The 16,446-nt window shown below is 71.0% G+C and carries 12 protein-coding genes; 7 read left to right on the plus strand and 5 right to left on the minus strand.

The features are described 5' to 3' along the window. The first annotated feature begins 30 nt into the window (after positions 1-30). The 5 genes from DFJ67_RS04255 to DFJ67_RS04275 all read left to right on the plus strand — a co-directional run bounded on the left by DFJ67_RS04255 (position 31) and on the right by DFJ67_RS04275 (position 9,886). A complete protein-coding gene (locus DFJ67_RS04255) occupies positions 31-699 on the plus strand; it encodes a siderophore-interacting protein (RefSeq protein WP_116066673.1) in 669 nt (222 codons plus the stop codon). Between the two features lie 114 nt (positions 700-813). After that, a complete protein-coding gene (locus DFJ67_RS04260) occupies positions 814-2,337 on the plus strand; it encodes an amidohydrolase family protein (protein ID WP_116066674.1) in 1,524 nt (507 codons plus the stop codon). A 97-nt stretch (positions 2,338-2,434) separates the two neighbouring features. Then, a complete protein-coding gene (locus DFJ67_RS04265; RefSeq protein WP_116066675.1) occupies positions 2,435-3,025 on the plus strand; it encodes a hypothetical protein in 591 nt (196 codons plus the stop codon). Next, on the plus strand, positions 3,025-5,031 hold the full coding sequence (locus tag DFJ67_RS04270) for an SPFH domain-containing protein (RefSeq protein ID WP_116066676.1): 2,007 nt from the start codon (positions 3,025-3,027) through the stop codon (positions 5,029-5,031). Before DFJ67_RS04265 ends, DFJ67_RS04270 begins: the two co-directional genes overlap by 1 nt. Then, entirely contained in the window at positions 5,024-9,886 is a 4,863-nt protein-coding gene (locus DFJ67_RS04275; RefSeq protein ID WP_116066677.1) for a DNA repair ATPase, read from the plus strand. The genes DFJ67_RS04270 and DFJ67_RS04275 overlap by 8 nt, the downstream gene beginning before the upstream one ends. Here the strand turns inward: DFJ67_RS04275 and DFJ67_RS04280 are convergent. From DFJ67_RS04280 to DFJ67_RS04290, 3 genes are read right to left on the minus strand one after another with little or no spacing between them, the layout of a single operon-like run. After that, a complete protein-coding gene (locus DFJ67_RS04280) occupies positions 9,883-10,839 on the minus strand; it encodes a dipeptidase (RefSeq protein WP_116066678.1) in 957 nt (318 codons plus the stop codon). The genes DFJ67_RS04275 and DFJ67_RS04280 overlap by 4 nt on opposite strands. A 14-nt stretch (positions 10,840-10,853) precedes the next feature. Then, a complete protein-coding gene (locus tag DFJ67_RS04285; RefSeq protein ID WP_116066679.1) occupies positions 10,854-11,597 on the minus strand; it encodes an ABC transporter permease in 744 nt (247 codons plus the stop codon). Next, positions 11,594-12,532 carry an ATP-binding cassette domain-containing protein gene (locus DFJ67_RS04290; protein WP_116066680.1) on the minus strand — a complete coding sequence of 313 codons (939 nt, stop codon included), beginning with the start codon at positions 12,530-12,532 and terminating at the stop codon, positions 11,594-11,596. The genes DFJ67_RS04285 and DFJ67_RS04290 overlap by 4 nt, the downstream gene beginning before the upstream one ends. A gap of 89 nt (positions 12,533-12,621) precedes the next feature. Between DFJ67_RS04290 and DFJ67_RS04295 the strand changes: the two genes are divergently transcribed. Beyond that, positions 12,622-12,810: a DUF1918 domain-containing protein gene (locus DFJ67_RS04295; protein ID WP_116066681.1), complete on the plus strand. Its 189-nt coding sequence runs from the start codon at positions 12,622-12,624 to the stop codon at positions 12,808-12,810. Here the strand turns inward: DFJ67_RS04295 and DFJ67_RS04300 are convergent, their stop codons facing one another. Both DFJ67_RS04300 and DFJ67_RS04305 read right to left on the minus strand, forming a co-directional pair. Next, positions 12,811-14,061 (minus strand): MFS transporter, encoded by a 1,251-nt coding sequence (locus DFJ67_RS04300; RefSeq protein WP_116066682.1) that lies wholly within the window; start codon positions 14,059-14,061, stop codon positions 12,811-12,813. It abuts the gene before it with no gap. 40 nt (positions 14,062-14,101) lie between these two features. Then, positions 14,102-15,628, minus strand: a complete 1,527-nt coding sequence (locus tag DFJ67_RS04305) for an MFS transporter (protein ID WP_116066683.1) — start codon at positions 15,626-15,628, stop codon at positions 14,102-14,104. A gap of 86 nt (positions 15,629-15,714) precedes the next feature. Between DFJ67_RS04305 and DFJ67_RS04310 the strand changes: the two genes are divergently transcribed. Then, on the plus strand, positions 15,715-16,419 hold the full coding sequence (locus DFJ67_RS04310; protein WP_116066684.1) for a TetR/AcrR family transcriptional regulator C-terminal domain-containing protein: 705 nt from the start codon (positions 15,715-15,717) through the stop codon (positions 16,417-16,419). Positions 16,420-16,446 lie beyond the last annotated feature (27 nt).

Genomic DNA, 16,446 nt, shown 5'->3' on the forward strand with positions numbered 1-16,446 from the left:
ACCGGGTTATCCGGTCACTAAGGTCGCGCCATGGCCTACTTCCTCCGCGCCAATGTCACCGAGGTCGCGCCGCTGACCGACCGGATGCGCGCGATCCGCCTCACCGGCGACCACCTGCGCGGGCTGGCCTGGCGACCCGGGCAGCACGTCCGGGTCAACGTCACCCCGCCGAGCCAGTGGTTGCGCAACCCGGGCGACGCTCGCCGCACCTACTCGATCTGGGACCTCGACCCGGCCAACGGGGTGCTCGACCTGGCCGTGCTCGACCACGGCGACGGCCCCGGCAGCGTCTGGGCCCGCACCGCCCGCCCGGGCGACCCCGTCTCCCTCTCCAAGCCGGAGGGGCGGCTCGTGCTCCGCGACGCCGGTCCCCACATCTTCGCCGGCGACGAGACCGCGGCCGTGCCCTTCGCGGCGATGCTCCGCGCACTCCCCGACGACGCCGAGGTCGCCGGCGTGCTCGAAGCCAGCGGGCCGGCGGGCGAGGTCCCGCTGCCACGCAAGCTCACCTGGGTCCACGATGGACAACTGCTGGATGCCGTCCGCGACCTGCCGGCGACGGAAGGCACTGTCTACATCGCCGGCGAGGCCCGCACCTGCCAGGCGATCCGCCAGCACTTCCTGCGCGACCGGCGCTGGCCGCGCGGCGCCATCGTGATCAAGCCCTTCTGGACACCGGGCAAGCGCGGCATGGACTGACCCTGGTAAGGGTTTCCCTACCTCGGATAGGCCCGCTCACGGCAATGACCCCGACCCGCCGCGTGGGAGATCGTGAATCTCGACAAGCGGTCACGAACTCAAAGGGGTAGAGCCATGCAGCGCAGCGACATTTCCCGCCGTGCGGTCCTCGCCGGAGCCGCCGGGCTCGCCGCGGGTGCGGCCGTCGGCGTCGGCCGGGCGACCGCCGCGCCGCGGGTGCGGGCCGCGGCCGACCGGGTCACCGCCATCACCCACGTCACCGTCATCGACGCCACCGGAGCGCCGGCCAAGCGCGACCAGACCGTGCTGCTGCGCGACGGCCGCATCCTCGCCGTCGAGCCGAGCCGCCGGATCGGTGTGCCGCTCGGCGCCGACGTGGTCGACGGTCGCGGCAAGTTCCTCATCCCGGGCCTGGCCAACATGCACAACCATACGTTCGACGGCGAGCAGATCGAGCCGCCGCTGCACCTGGCCAACGGGGTCACCACGGTCCGCGAGATGACCGCCAACAGCGACGTCACCGGTTGGCGGCGCCGGATCGAAGCGGGCACGATGAGCGGCCCGCGCTGGACCATCGGCAGCCCGATCGTCGACGGCTCACCGTCGCTGTGGGAGGGGCTGGGCGCGCCCTACATCGCGGTCGCCACGCCCGAGGAGGGCCGGGCCACGGTGCGGGCCCAGAAAGACGCCGGCGCCGACTTCGTGAAGGTCTACACCCGGCTGTCACGCCCGAGCTTCTTCGCGATCGCCGACGAGGCCCGCCGGCAACGGATCCCGTTCCTCGGCCACCTTTCCGACTTCGTCCAGATGACCGAGGCCAGCGACGCCGGCCTGGCCAGCATCGAACACCTCTTCCAGATCTGGTACGACACCTCCAGCCGCGAGGACGAACTGCGCCGGCAGATCACCGCGGTCCCGATCGCCGGCGGCGAATACAACGGCTGGCTCAACAAGATGCACCCTTACGAGTACGCGGCCGCCCGCAGCTACGACCGGCACAAGGCGGCCGGCGTCTTCGCCCGGCTCGCGCGCAACGGCACCCGGGTCACCCCGACGCTGGTGCTGCACACGTTCACCGACATGCCCGGCGACACACCCATGAACGACCCGCGGTACGCGTACTTCCCGGCCGCGACGCGGGAGTTCTGGCAGTTTGCCCTCGGACTGATCTACCTGGGCGGCCGCACGCCGGCCCAGGACGCCCGCGGCCGCGAGATCTTCGAGCGCCGGCTCCAGTTGGTGCAGGACCTGGACCGCGCCGGTGTCCCGCTGATGGCCGGCACCGACAACGGCACGTCCTACCTGATGCCCGGCTTCAGCCTGCACGACGAACTGGCCCGGCTGTCCCAGGCCGGGTTGTCCAACATGCGCGTTCTCCAGACCGCCACGTTGGAGCCCGCGCGCTACCTGGGCGTCCGCGACCGCGGCACGGTCGAGCGCGGCAACGTCGCCGACCTGGTCCTGCTCGACGCCGACCCGCTGCGCGACATCCGCAACACCACCCGGATCAACTCGGTCGTGTTCCGCGGCCAGGTGATCGACCCGGCCACCCGCGAGCGGATGCTCGACGACGTCAAGAAGGCGGCCGCCGCGATGGTCCCGCCCCCGCAGCCAAGGGCCGCGACCTGCCCCTGCTGACCTGTTCGATCATGGGGTCATCCGACATTCGGATGACCCCATGCTTGTGTGTCCGTGCCATCATCCTGGTGAACATTCATGGGGGTGGTTTCGACCGGTGGGCGACTTCATCGACACGGCGCTGGGCTTTCCGTCCGTGGTCTTCACCGTTCTGCTGGCGGTCGTCGTCTGCTATTGGATCGTCGTCCTGGCGGGTGGGCTCGACACCGACACCGACGGCGGGCTCGACGATGTTCTCGACCGGCTCGGGCTCGGCGGCACGCCGGCCACCGTTGTGTTGTCCATTGTGGTCGCCGTCGCCTGGTTCGTGAGCCTCGTCGGCACGGTCGTGCTGCCCGACAACGCCTTCCTCGACATCGTGGTGCTGGTCGCCAGCCTGGCGGTCGCCTGGGTGGTCGCCAACCAGCTTCGCCGGCCGTTGCGCCGGTTCTTCCCGACCGCGCCCGAGGCGTCGCGGCACGACTTCGTCGGCCGCGAGTGTGTCATCCGGACCGGCCGGGTCGCCATCGACTTCGGCCAGGCCGAAGTGCACGCCGCCGACGGGTCGTCGGCCATCGTGCAGGTCCGGCAGACCGGAGCCGACAGCTTCGTCGCCGGGACCCGCGCGGTCATCTACGAATACGACTCCGCCGGCGAGTTCTTCTGGGTCGTGCCGGCCGACCTCTCGAATCGACCGAAGGACCGTTGATGGACGTCATCTCGCTCGGGTTCCTCGTCCTCCTGCTGGTGCTGCTCCTCGTGGTCCTGGGCATGGTGCTGCTGGTCAGCCGGCTGTTCCGCAAGGTCGAGCAGGGCAAGGCGCTGATCATTTCGAAGACCCGCAAGGTCGACGTCACGTTCACCGGTGCCGTGGTGCTGCCCGTCTTCCACAAGTCCGAGATCATGGACATCTCGGTGAAGACGATCGACATCGAGCGGTTCGGCAACGACGGGCTCATCTGTCAGGACAACATCCGGGCCGACATCAAAATCACCTTCTTCGTACGCGTCAACAAGACCGCCGAAGACGTGGTGAAGGTGGCCCAGGCGATCGGCACCGCCCGCGCCAGCGACCAGCAGACGCTCCAGGAGCTCTTCAGCGCCAAGTTTTCCGAGGCGCTCAAGACGGTCGGCAAGCAACTCGACTTCGTCGACCTCTACACCAAGCGCAACGAGTTCCGGGACCGCATCATCGCCGTGATCGGCACCGACCTCAATGGATATTCGCTCGAAGACGCCGCGATCGACGTGTTGGAGCAGACTCCTCTCGACCAGCTCGACCCGCGCAACATCCTCGACGCGCAGGGCATCCGGAAGATCACCGAACTCACCGCCGCCGAGAACGTGAAGACCAACGAGTTCCGGCGCAACGAGGAGAAGGAGATCACGCGGCAGAACGTCGACGCGAAGGAGGCCATCCTCGAGTTGCAGCGCCGCCAGGCCGACGCGGAGATCAAGCAGAAGCGCGAGATCGACACGATCCGCGCCCGCGAGGAGGCCGAGACCGAGTTGGTCCGGGCCGAGCAGCGACTGCGCTACAACGCCGCCAACCTGCGCACCGACGAGCAGCTCGGCGTCCAACGGGAAAACCAGGCCCGGGAGATCGCGGTCGCGGAGAAGAACCGCGAGCGGGTCATCGCGATCGAGACCGAGCGGATCGAGAAGGACCGGATGCTCGAGGTGATCGGCCGCGAGCGGGAGACCGAGCTGTCGACGATCGCCAAGAACAAAGAGGTCGAGGTCGAGAAGCGGGCGATCGCCGAGGTGGTCCGCGAGCGGATCGCGGTCGAGAAGACGGTCGCCGAGCAAGAAGAGATCATCAAGCGCCTGCGGGTGGTCGAAGAGGCCGAGCGGCTCCGCCAGTCGACGATCATCCAGGCCGAGGCGATGGCCCAGGAAAACCTGGTCAAGGACATCAAGGCCGCCGAGGCGGCCGAGCAGTCGGCCAAGCACCGGGCGCGCGAGACCCTCGTGCTCGCCGAGGCCCGGCAGCAGGCCGCCGAGCTCGACACCCGGGCGATGATCCGGCTGGCCGAAGGCACCCAGGCCGAGGCCGCCGCGGCCGGGCTGGCCGGCGCGCAGGTGCGCGAACGCGACGCCGACGCGATCGAGAAGGTCGGCCGGGCCGAGGCGATCGTCGATCGGGAGAAGGCGCTCGCGGCGGCCGATGGCATGCGCGAGAAGCTCAAGGGCGAGGCCGAGGGCCTCACCGAGAAGGCCGCCGCGATGGGCGCGCTCGACGACGCCACCCGCGAGCACGAGGAATACCGGCTGCGGCTGGAGGCCGAGAAGGAGATCCGGCTGGCCGGCATCGACGTGCAGCGGCAGGTCGCCGAGGCCCAGGCGACGATCATCGGCAAGGGTCTGGAGAAGGCCGACATCGACATCGTCGGCGGCGACAGCATCTTCTTCGACAAGCTGATCGGCGCGATCTCGGCCGGCAAGAGCGTCGACGGCTTCGTCGGCAACTCGACGGTGGCCACCTCGCTGGCCGGGCCGTGGCTCGACGGTTCGTCGAGCTTCGCCGACGATCTGGGCAAGCTGCTCGGCAAGGTCAACACCGCCGACGTCACCAACCTGACGCTGTCGGCCTTCCTCCTCCAGCAGATCAAGGCCGGCGGCACCGACCAGGGCAAGCTGCGCGAGCTGTTGACGGCGGCGGAGAAACTCGGCGTCGCCGACGCACCGCTGGCCGCCCTCAACGCCCGTGGCTGAGGCGACAACCGCGCCCGCCAGTCTGGATGTCGGCACCTATGAGGTGCTGCGCGACCGGCTGGCGGCGCGGGCCGCCGAGTTGGCCCGCCGGGCGGAGGAGCTCAACACCCGGCGGCTGGCCGAGTTCGGCAGCGCCGAACTGCGGCTGGTCGGCACCGACCGGGTGCGCACCGAGCACAACTGCGTGCCGCGCGACATCGTGCCCGCCGCGGGCCTGATGCTGTTCGGCTACAACGTGTTCCTCGGCCTCAAGCCGGAGACCACCGTCGGCGACGTGTTCTCGCTGCACCGGTTCCTGCGCGACGGCGAGGCGTTCCGCTTCGACGACGCCACGGCGGCCGAGGTGCCCGGGCTGCTCGACGACGAGACCTTCCAGCGCGACTTCGCCGAGCTCTACCGCTACTACCGGGAGACCCGGCTCGCCACGCTGCGCGAGGTCGAGGGCAAGCTGCTCGCGGTGTTCCAGACCGGCCCGCGCACCGAAGACATCCGGGTGCTGCGCTGGGCGGTGGCCGTCGACGGCACGGTCGACTACCTCGACAACCGGGGCGAGCGCGACCACACGTTCCCGCCCAGCCACGACTTCGAGTGGGTGGCGACCACCCGCGACGACCATGTGCTGGGCCGCTTCCCGCACATCTCGATCGGCGGCGAGGTGTTCGTCGAGACCGTCGGCGGCGACCTGACGCTCAAGATCGAAGACAACACCGAGTCCGGCGAGGGCATCTATTCGGAGCCAGTCGAGCAGCCGTTGCAGAGCCTCGCCGACGCCGACGTGCAGTGGGCCCGGGTGGGGCCGCTGATCCTGCTGCGCATCCGGCCCTACAAAGAGAATGCCTGGCGTCATCTGGTCTTCAACACCCAGACCAAGGGCGTGGTCCGGCTCGACGGCATCGGGCAGGCCTGCCAGCGGTTGCCCGAAGACCAGGGGATCATCTTCCCGGGCGGGTTCTATCTGACCACCGGCGTGGTGAAGACCTTCGACACCGAGACCGCCGACCTGGTCTTCGAGCGGGTGATCCGGTCACCCAACGGCGAAGACGTGCTCTATGTCTTCCATGCCCTGGCCGACGGGCGCAGCCTGCTGCTGCCCTACAACGTGATCCGCAAGGCGGTCGCGACCCCGCTGTCCTGCCACGGCTACTCGGTCTTCGACGACGGCACCCTGGTGATCTTCCGGGCCACCTCCGACGAGCCGACCCGGGTGCACCCGATGCAGGTCTGGCAGACCCCGTTCGTCTCCGACGCCTACGCCGCGCGCCAGCCGGCCGGCGCCGGTCCGCTGGCCCGGGTGGGCAACGCCGACCTCGTCCGGGGCATCTCCGATGCCCTTTCGGTGTCGCGGATGGTCGGCGAGATGAGCCCGTCGGTGCCGGTCTTCGAGGCGCTGATCGCCGCCTGCGTGCGGGCCTTCGACCACTACCACTGGCTGGGCGAGGCGGAGCTGTGCGACCTGCGCACCCCCCTCGCCGAGGTGCGGGCGACCGCCGAGCAGGTGCTCGACGAATACGAGAAGGTCCAGGCCCTGACCGCCGCGGCGACCGCCGCGCTGGACAAGGCCGCCGCCGACAGTGCGTCGCTGATCCGCCGGGTCAACGGCGAGGCGCCGGCGACCACCGACGGCTGGATCGGTCAGCTCGCCGAACTGCGCCGGGCCCAGGGGCACCTGGAGACCCTGCGCGAACTGCGCTACGTCGACCTGGCCCGGATCGACTCGCTCGGCGCCGAACTCTCCGACCAGCTCGACGGTGCCGCCCGCCGGGCGGTCGAATTCCTCAAGCGCGACGACGCGTTCGCCGGCTACCACGCCGACGTCGAGCGGTTGACCGCCGAGGGCGCCGAGGTGCCGACCGTGGCCGCGGCGGCGCCGGTCAGCGAGCGGCTCACCGAGCAGGGCGACGCGTTGCGCCTGGTGACCGATGTGGTCGGCACCCTCGACATCGCCGACGCGACCGTACGCACCGCCATCCTCGAACGGATCGGCGAGGTGCTCGGCGCCGTCAACCGGGCCCGCGCCACCCTCGACGCCCGCCGGCGCGAGCTGGCCGCGGTCGAGGGGCGGGCCGGCTTCGCCGCCGAGTTCGCGCTGCTCAACCAGGCGGTGACCGGCGCGCTGGCAGCGGCCGGCACCCCCGAGGCGTGCGACGATCAGCTCGGCCGGCTGCTGCTCCAGGTGGAAAACCTGGAGTCCCGCTACGGCGAGTTCGACGACTTCCTGACCGAGCTGTCGACCAAGCGCACCGACGTCTACGAGGCGTTCGCCGCCCGCAAGCAGGCCCTCGTCGACCAACGCTCGCGCCGCGCCGACCGGCTGGTCGACTCGGCCGACCGGATCCTCACCAGCGTCCGCCGCCGGGCGTCCACGATGGACAGCCTCGACGACGTCAACACCTACTTCGCCGCCGACCCGATGGTGGCCAAGCTCCGCTCGGTCGCCGACGAGCTGCGGGCGCTCGGCGACGCCGTCCGCGGCGAGGAGCTCGACGGCCGAGTCAAGGCGGTCCGCCAGGAGGCCGGGCGGGCACTGCGCGACCGGATCGACCTGTTCTCCGACGGCGGCGAGACCATCCAGCTCGGCCGGCACAAGTTCGCCGTCAACACCCAGGCGATCGAGCTGGCCCTGGTGCCACACGACGGCAGGATGGCGGTCGCGGTCACCGGCACCGACTTCCGCGAGCCGGTCGACGACCCCGAGTTCGCCACCACGGCCGAGTTCTGGAACCAGCCGCTGGTCTCCGAGTCGCCGACGGTCAGCCGCGCCGAGTTCCTCGCCACCTCGATCCTGGCCACCGCTGACCTCGACGCGCTGCACGCCGCCACGGCCGGCGGCACGCTCGGCGAGCTGGTCCGGCGGGCCGCCGAGGAGCGCATCGACGAAGGATACGAGCGGGGCATCCACGACGCCGACGCCACCGCCGTCCTCGACGCGCTGCTGCGGCTGCACGCGGCTGCCGGGCTGCTCCGCTATCCCCCGGCGGCGCGGGCGGCGGCCCAGCTCTTCTGGGCCTTCAACGCGAAGGAAGACGAAAAGCCGCTGTGGACCCGGCGGGCCGCCTCGCTGGCCCGGGCCCGCGCGGTGTTCGGCGGCTCCCCCGCGATCGACGACCTGCAAGCCGAGCTCGCCGCCGCGATCACCGCGCACGAGCTGATCGACCACCCGCTGGCCGGCGAATACCTCTTCGAGGAGCTGGCCGCCGGCTCGACCGGTTTCGTCACGAGCGCCGGCGCCAAAGCGCTGGTAGCCGGCTTCCGCAAGGCGCTCGGCCGGCCGCGGGCCCGCGAATACGACGACGACCTGCGCGCGCTCGGCACCGACCTGGCCGCTCGGCACCAACTGGTCGAGGCCTGGCTGACGGCCTACGCGCCCGACCACCCCGATCTCACCGAGGCCGTCGCGATCGAGCTGTGCGGAACCGACCTGCCCCGTTACGACTCCGCGGCCGAGCTGTCCGCGACCGTCGACGGTCTACTGGGGACACACCCGCGGATCGCCGAGCGGCGGCTGACGTTGCGCCTGGACGAGGCTCTGGCCCGTACCCGGGAGTTCCGTGATTCCCGAGTGCCCGCCTACCGCGGCTACCAGAAGCTGCGCGCGCAGGTCGCGGCCCGGGCCGGCGAGCGGCTGCGGCTCGACGAGCACAAGCCCCGGGTGATGTCCGGCTTCGTGCGCAACCGGCTGCTCGACGAGGTCTACCTGCCGCTGATCGCCGACAACCTGGCCCGCCAGGTGGGCGCCGCCGGCGACGCGAAGCGGGTCGACCAGTCCGGCCTGCTGCTGCTGATCTCACCGCCCGGCTACGGCAAGACCACCCTGATGGAATACGTCGCCAGCCGGCTCGGCCTGGTCTTCGTGAAGGTCAACGGCCCGGCCCTGGGCACCGAGGTGACCTCGGTCGACCCGGCGTCGGCGCCCAACGCGACCGCGCGCCAGGAGGTCGAGAAGATCTCGTTCGCGCTGGAGATGGGCAGTAACGTGCTGCTCTACCTCGACGACATCCAGCACACCTCGCCGGAGCTGCTCCAGAAGTTCATCTCGCTGTGTGACGCGCAGCGCCGGATGGAGGGCGTCTGGGAGGGCCGCACCCGCACCTACGACCTGCGCGGCAAGCGGTTCGCGGTGTGCATGGCCGGCAACCCCTACACCGAGTCCGGCAAGCGGTTCCGGGTGCCCGACATGCTGGCCAACCGGGCCGACGTGTGGAACCTGGGCGACGTGCTCTCCGGCCGCGAAGAGCTGTTCGCGCTCAGCTACGTGGAAAACTCCCTTACCGCCAACCCCGTGCTCGCGCCACTGTCCACACGGGAGCGCGGCGACGTCGAGCTGCTGGTGCGGATGGCCCGCGGCGACACCTCGGTGCTGCCCGACCAGCTCGCACACCCCTACCCGCCGGTCGAGCTCAACCAGATCCGGTCGGTGCTCACCAAGCTGCTCCGGGTGCAAGACGTGGTGCTGGCCGTCAACCGGGCCTACATCGCGTCGGCGGGGCAAGACGACGCGGCCCGCACCGAGCCGCCGTTCCTGCTCCAGGGCTCCTACCGCAACATGAACAAGCTGGCCGAGCGGATCCTGCCGGTGATGAACGACGAGGAGCTGGAGGCCGTCCTCGACGACCACTACCTCGGCGAGGCGCAGACACTGGCCGCCGCGGCCGAGGCCAACCTGCTCAAGCTGGCCTCGTTGCGCGGCCGGCTCACGCCCACGCAGACCGCCCGGTGGGAGGTCGTCAAGGCCGCCTACCTGCGCGAGAAGGCACTCGGCGGCAGCGGCGACGACCCGATGAGCCGCGCGGTCGGCGCGCTCGGCCTGGTCGCTGACCGCATCGGCGCGGTCGAAGCGGCGCTGAAGAAGGACTAACGCCAGACCTGTTCCGCGACGCGACGGAAGTTGCCGCCGAGGATGCCGTCGACGGCGTGGGCGGGGTAGCCGCGGTCGAGCAGCGCCTGCTCGACCCGGAGCAGGTCTTCCGGCGGCATGATGGTGATCGGCCCCCACCGGGTGTAGATCTCCGGGAACAGCTCCGGGTTGGCCATCATCTCCCGGTTGAGGTCGTCGAGGTCGAACGAGAAGTCGCTGGAGATGCCGACGTGCTCCGGCCCGATCAGCTCGACCGCGTAGTCGACGTGCCGCACGAACGCGTCCAGGCTGGCGTCGTTGGGCCCGAGGAAGATGCCGACGCCGGTGATGCCGACCACGCCGCCGGTCTCCGCGCAGGCGCGGGCCTGGTCGTCGGTGATGTTGCGCTCGTGCTCCCACACCCCGCGCATGCACGAGTGGCTGTAGACCATCGGCCGCTCCGTGACGGCCGACAGGTCGAGCCCGGTGCGGATGCTGCAATGCGAACCGTCGACGACCATGCCGACCGCGTTCATCTCCCGAACCAGATCCCGCCCGTACGCCGTGAGCCCCTCGTCAACCGCGTCGGTGCACCCGGACCCGGCCGCGTTGCGCACGTTGTAGGTCGGCAGCAGCGTGCGTACACCCAGGTCGTAGAACTCCTTGACCCGCTCCAGCCGGCCACCGAGCGGCCCGGAGTCTTCCAGGTCGAACGCCACGCCGACCTGGCCGGCCCGGGTCGCCGCGTCGATGTCGGCCACGCCGTCGACCAGCGTCAGCTTGTCGTGCTCGGTGACCCCGCGCCGCCACGTGTGCAGCAACTCGAAGACGAGCTCGGTCGAGTGCGGCGAGAAGCCGACGTTGACCGACACGTAGGCGCCGCCCGGCCGGTCGTAGCGGGTCAGCTCGTTGATGTCGGCCGCCGGCACGAGCGGCAGGCAGCAGTGTTGCTCCCAGAGCAGCCGTTGATCCATCTCCGCATCATGCCTCACCCGGCTGAGCGGAACCGGCGCAGCGCCAGCGGCGCGAACACCGCCGTGAGCAGCGCGCACGCCAGCAGCAGCCAGCCGAGGCTCGCGCCGGGTGCGGTGCCGGCCATCAGCGCCCGGACCACGGTGACCAGCCGGCTGACCGGGTTGACGTCGACGAACGCCTGTAGCCAACCGGGCAGCGTCGTGGGCGTGGTGAAGATGTTGCTGAAGAAGGAGAGCGGGTAGAGCACCGCCTGGGTCAGCGCGAGCACGGCACTGGGCGACCTGGTCACCAGCGCCAGCAGCGTCCAGAGCCACGACAGGCTGACCGCGAACAGCAGCACGAGCAGCACCGCGGCCAGCACGCCGGGCACCCCGCCGGCCGGGCGGAAGCCGAGCGCGAGACCGAGCGCGACGACCACGCCGGACGCCAGCGCGTAGCGGACGACGTCGCCGATCAGCGCGCCGACCAGCACCGCGCCGGGGCGGATCGACAGGGTGCGGAACCGGTCGTACACCCCGGTGGTGATGTCGACGCTCAGGGCGGCGCCGGTGGTGCCCGTGGTGACCAGCAAGGTCATGACCAGAATGCCCGGAACCAGATAGCCGATGTAGGCGTCGATCGAGCCGCCGATCGCCCCGCCGAACAGGAAGCTGAAGATCAGCGTGAAGACGACCGGGTGCACGGCGACGTCGAGCAGTTGGATCGGCGTGCGGCGGAACTTCTTGATCGCCCGGCCGCCGAAGACCAGCGCGGTCATGCGACTGTCTCCTTGCTGGTCAGCGCCAGGAACACCTGATCGAGGGTCGGTTGGCCGAGCGCGAACTCGGTGACCTCGACTCCGGCCCAGGAGAGCTCGGCCAGCGCGGTCGCTGCGGCCCCGGCCGCGTCGGGCCGGGCGGTGAGCACGGCCGGATCGGGGTCGAGCGCCAGCGTCTCCCCCAGCACCCGGTGCAACACCTGGCGCGCGGCGTCGCGCTGGGCCGGGTCGTGCAGCCGCACCCGCAGCGTGCCGCCGCCGACGGAGGCCTTGAGCTGACTGCCGGTTCCCTCGGCGACCAGCCGCCCGTGGTCGATGACCGCGATCCGGTCGGCGAGTTGGTCGGCCTCGTCGAGGTATTGCGTGGTCAGCAGCACGGTGGCGCCGTCGGCGACCAGCGCCCGCACCAGGCTCCACACGTCGTTGCGGCCGCGCGGGTCGAGCCCGGTGGTGGGCTCGTCGAGGAAGAGCAGGTCGGGCGCGACGACCAGGCCGGCGGCGATGTCGAGCCGCCGGCGCTGCCCACCCGAGTAGGTGCGGACCAGGCGGTCGGCGGTGTCGGTGAAGCCGAACGTGTCGAGCAGGTCGGCCGCCCGCGCGCCGGCCGCGGCCTTCGACAGGCGGTGCAGCCGGCCGAGCAGCACCAGGTTCTCCCGGCCGGTCAGCGTCTCGTCGACCGACGCGTATTGCCCCGTCAGGCTGATCCGGTCGCGCACCGCCGCGGCCTCCCGGACCACGTCGTGCCCGAACACCCGGGCGCTGCCGGCGTCCGGCCGCAGCAGCGTGGCCAGCATCCGGATCGTGGTGGTCTTGCCGGCGCCGTTGGGCCCGAGGAACCCGTAGACCGAGCCGGCCGGGACGGTCAGGTCGATGCCGTCGACGGCCCGTGTCGCGCCGAAGGCCTTGACCAGCCCCGACGCTTCGACAGCGTGCATGGCGTCCTCTTTCTGACTGTAGTTGGACTCTAGTGTTGCACTACAGCCCTACGGCGAGTCAAGGTGGGAGGGAGAGATGGAGGCACGCCATGCAGGCAGTCGTAGGTGACCGGCTCGTCGTCGAGGGCATCCATGTGGGTGACCCGAGGCGCGACGGCGAGATCCTCGAGGTCCGCCACGCCGACGGGAGCCCGCCATACCTGGTCCGCTGGCCGGACGGCAGCGAGAACCTGGTGTTCCCGGGCAGCGAGGCACACGTGGAGCGCCCGGCCAAGTGATCAGCTAGCGACGGCCGCCGGCGACACTTCGGCGACCGTCGCTCCGCGGTCGAGCTGGCGCCAGGTGCGCCGGAAGACCAGCGGCAACAGGGTGACGGCGAGATAGCAGAACGCCGAGACGAGCAGTCCCGGCGTGCGCCCCAGCGTGGTCAGCGCAAGCCCGCCGAGCAGCCCGCCCAGCGGGACGCCGGCCCACGCCAGCGAGCCGGTGAAGCCGAACACCCGGGCATGCAGGTCCGGCGGCACGCGCTCGAACATAGCGCTGGTGATGATCGGGTTGATCGAGGCCGACATCGCGCCCACCCACAGGCAGATGCCGAGCAGCAGCGGCAGGCTGGTGGTCAACGCCAGGCCGAAGAGCAGCGGCGAGCCGGCCAGCAGCAGGGATACCGCGAACGTCGGGTAGCGGGGCAGCCGCGGCCCGCGCCAGGCGAACAGCAGCGAGCCGAGCACCGCGCCGAGGCCGTAGGTGCCGGCGATCGTGCCCAGCACCGCCGGGTTGCCGACCACCTGGTCGATCCAGGTCGGCACGTACACCGCCATGGTCGCCTGGTCGATCAGGTTCGTGAAGAACAGCAACCCCGCGATGGCCAGCAGCAACCGGTCGGCGCGCACGTAGCGCAGCCCGACCCGCAACGAGTCCAGGTATCCGTCGGCGGCCGCGGCCGACCGTGCCGTCGCCGGCACCGCGACCGCGATCAGCAGCGCGGCGAACAGCGCGGCGGCGGCGTCCAGCAGCAGCACGTTCACCGCGCCCAACCCGGCGATCAGCAGGCCGGCGGCGGGCGTGCCGAGCAGGAACGAGAGCCGCTCGACACCCGCGTAGAGCGAGGTCACCCGCTCCAGCGGCGCGCCGCTGGCCGCCACCAGGTCGGGCACCATCAGCCGTTTCGCGGAGTCGGTGAGGCTCTGCACGGCACCGAGCGCCGCGACGACGCCCACCAGGGCCGGGAACGGCAGCCCGCCCAGGTGGCTGACCAGCGGCGCGGCGGCCAGGATCGCGGCGCTGGCCAGGCCGCCGGCGACCGCGCAGCGCTTACGCCCGAGGCGGTCGATCGCCGGCGATCCGGCCACCTTCACCAGCACGTAGCAGCCGGTCTGCGCGAACGCGACCAGGCCGACCCGGGCCGGCGAACCGGTGGTGGTGAGCACCAGCCACGGCAACGCCAGCATGGTCATCTTGTTGCCGACCAGCGACGCGCCCTCGGCGGTCAGAAACGCCACCAGCGGCCGCCGCCGCACCGTCACCATGGTCAACAGCAGACATCCAAAGATCCAAGTGCGCAACTGGTCAGCTGCTGACCCTCACCTCGTCCGTCGCCGGACGGTCCTCGACCGGGCCGGCCGTGGTTGGCTTGGCCCGGCGGATGACCAGCAACACGACCAGCACGGCGCCGACCGCGCCGAAGACGCCGACCCACGACGTGATGGACATGGCGCCCACGAACGCCTCCCGCGCGACCCGCACCAGTCCGGCGTCGCCGGTCGTCGAGGCCAGCGCGAGCGCGTCGCCGATCGAGTGCTTCGCCTCCGCCGGTGCCGACGCCGGCATCTTGGCGGCGAACGCCGAGGTCAACACCGTGCCCAGCACGGCGACGCTGAGTGCCTGACCGACCTGCTGCACCGTGTCGTTGACCGCGGAGCCCACGCCCGCCCGGTCCTTGGGCAGCGCGGCCAGCAGCGTCGCGACCGCGGCCGGTCCCGCGGTGCCGCTGCCCGCGCCGGTGACCACCAGGGCGAGCACCAGGTGGCCGTAGCCGTCGCCGACCGACGTGGACGCCAGCAACCCGAACCCGGTGCCGAGCAGGACCAGGCCGGTCACGATCGCGGCGCGGGCGCCGAAGCGCTTGTCGACGACCACGCCGACACCGTTGAACACCATCACGGCGGCGATCATCGGTGCGAACGCGAGGCCCGCCTTCAGCGGCGAGAAGCCGAGCACGAACTGGAGGTACTGGGTCAGGGCCAGCAGGATGCCGCCGCCGGCGAACGCGAGCAGCACGAGCGACAGGCTGGCGCCGCTGAAGTTGCGGTCCCGGAACAGTCCCAACGGGAGCATCGGCTCGGCGACCCGCCGCTCCCAGAGCACGAACGCGACGGCGCCGGCGAGCCCGATCGCGAAGGCGGCCAGCACCGGCCCGGACCCCCAGCCGTCGCGGGACGCCTCGATGATGCCCCAGACCACCCCGGTCAGCGCGACCATCGACAGCAGCGCGCCGATCAGGTCGGTGCGGCGGGCCGGGCCGCGTGACTCCGGGATGATCAGCAGCGCGGCGAGGATGCCGAGCGCCGCGACCGGCACGTTGAGCAGGAACACCGAGCCCCACCAGAAGTGCTCCAACATCAGGCCGCCGACCGTGGGGCCGCCCAGCGCGCCGAGCATGAGCACCGAACTCCAGACCGCGATCGCCTTCTTGCGCTCCGCGTCGTCGAAGACGGTGGTGAGGATCGAGAGCGTGCCGGGCATCAGGAAGGCGCCGCCGGCACCCATCGCGGCGCGCGCCGCGATCAGCTGAACAGGTGACTGCGCGAAGGCGGCGGCGAGCGACGCGACGCCGAAGATCACGATGCCGATCACCAGGGCGCGCCGCCGGCCGTAGCGGTCGGAGAGGCTGCCGGCCGTCAACAGCAGGCCCGCGAACACCAGGATGTAGGCGTCGATCATCCACTGGATGTCGGAGCTGCTCGCGCCCAGATCGCTGATCAGGGTGGGTATCGCGACGTTGAGCACGCTGTTGTCGATGACCAGGACCAGCAGGGCGAGGCAGAGCACGGCGAGGATCCACCAGCGCCGTGGCTCGCGTGGAGAGGTGGACATGTATGAACCTCCTCGTACACTGTGCGATTCAATGGAACACCGTACTACTAACTCGTACACTGTGCGAGTCCCGTTACCATGAGCGGATGCCAGACCCGTTCGACAGCTCGGTGTGGACCCGCCCTCCGCGATCCCGCAGTGGCACGCCGGCCCTCAGCCGCGACCAGATCGTCAAGGCGGCGCTCGAGTTGCTCGACGCCGAGGGCATCGACGGGCTGAGCATGCGGCGGCTCGGCGCCAAGCTCGGTTCCGGCGCCACCTCGATCTACTGGCACGTGGCCAACAAGGACGACCTGCTCGACCTGGCCATCGACGCGGTGATGGGCGAGGTCCGGCTCCCGGCCGCCGGCACCGACTGGCGGCCCGCCGCCGCGGCCATGGTCCGCGACCTGCGCGACGTGTTGCTCCGGCATTCCTGGATCGCCAGCCTGTTCGGCGTGCGGCTCAACGTCGGACCCAACTCGATGGCGCTGGCCGAATCGATGATCACGCTGCTGGAGCAGGCCGGCTTCGCGGCCGAGGAGGCGGCGTACGCCGCGTCGGCGCTCAGTTCGCACGCCATCGGCGCGGCCATCACGACCGCGGCCTGGCACACCGCCGTGGCCCGTTCCGGGATGACCGAGGCCGACCTGACCAAGTCGGTGGCGGCCTTCCAGGAGCAGCAGCGCGAGGCCTATCCGCATGTCTCCGGCTGGCAGGAGGCCGCACCGCTCGACCTACCCGCGATGCAGCGGGCCACCTTCGAATACGGGCTGGAGCGCCTGCTGGACGGGCTGGCCGCCCGGCTTTAGTAGTTGACACTGACTATTCAGCGGTGG

The sequence above is a fragment of the Asanoa ferruginea genome (assembly GCF_003387075.1).
Classification (GTDB): Bacteria; Actinomycetota; Actinomycetes; order Mycobacteriales; family Micromonosporaceae; genus Asanoa; species Asanoa ferruginea.

Excerpts from the sequence above, each read along its gene's own strand:
- DFJ67_RS04255 (WP_116066673.1), top strand. The coding sequence starts at position 31 with ATGGCCTACTTCCTCCGCGCCAATGTCACCGAGGTCGCGCCGCTGACC.
- DFJ67_RS04260 (WP_116066674.1), top strand. The coding sequence starts at position 814 with ATGCAGCGCAGCGACATTTCCCGCCGTGCGGTCCTCGCCGGAGCCGCC.
- DFJ67_RS04270 (WP_116066676.1), top strand. The coding sequence starts at position 3,025 with ATGGACGTCATCTCGCTCGGGTTCCTCGTCCTCCTGCTGGTGCTGCTC.
- DFJ67_RS04280 (WP_116066678.1), bottom strand. The coding sequence starts at position 10,839 with ATGGATCAACGGCTGCTCTGGGAGCAACACTGCTGCCTGCCGCTCGTG.
- DFJ67_RS04285 (WP_116066679.1), bottom strand. The coding sequence starts at position 11,597 with ATGACCGCGCTGGTCTTCGGCGGCCGGGCGATCAAGAAGTTCCGCCGC.
- DFJ67_RS04290 (WP_116066680.1), bottom strand. The coding sequence starts at position 12,532 with ATGCACGCTGTCGAAGCGTCGGGGCTGGTCAAGGCCTTCGGCGCGACA.
- DFJ67_RS04295 (WP_116066681.1), top strand. The coding sequence starts at position 12,622 with ATGCAGGCAGTCGTAGGTGACCGGCTCGTCGTCGAGGGCATCCATGTG.
- DFJ67_RS04300 (WP_116066682.1), bottom strand. The coding sequence starts at position 14,061 with ATGGTGACGGTGCGGCGGCGGCCGCTGGTGGCGTTTCTGACCGCCGAG.
- DFJ67_RS04305 (WP_116066683.1), bottom strand. The coding sequence starts at position 15,628 with ATGTCCACCTCTCCACGCGAGCCACGGCGCTGGTGGATCCTCGCCGTG.
- DFJ67_RS04310 (WP_116066684.1), top strand. The coding sequence starts at position 15,715 with ATGCCAGACCCGTTCGACAGCTCGGTGTGGACCCGCCCTCCGCGATCC.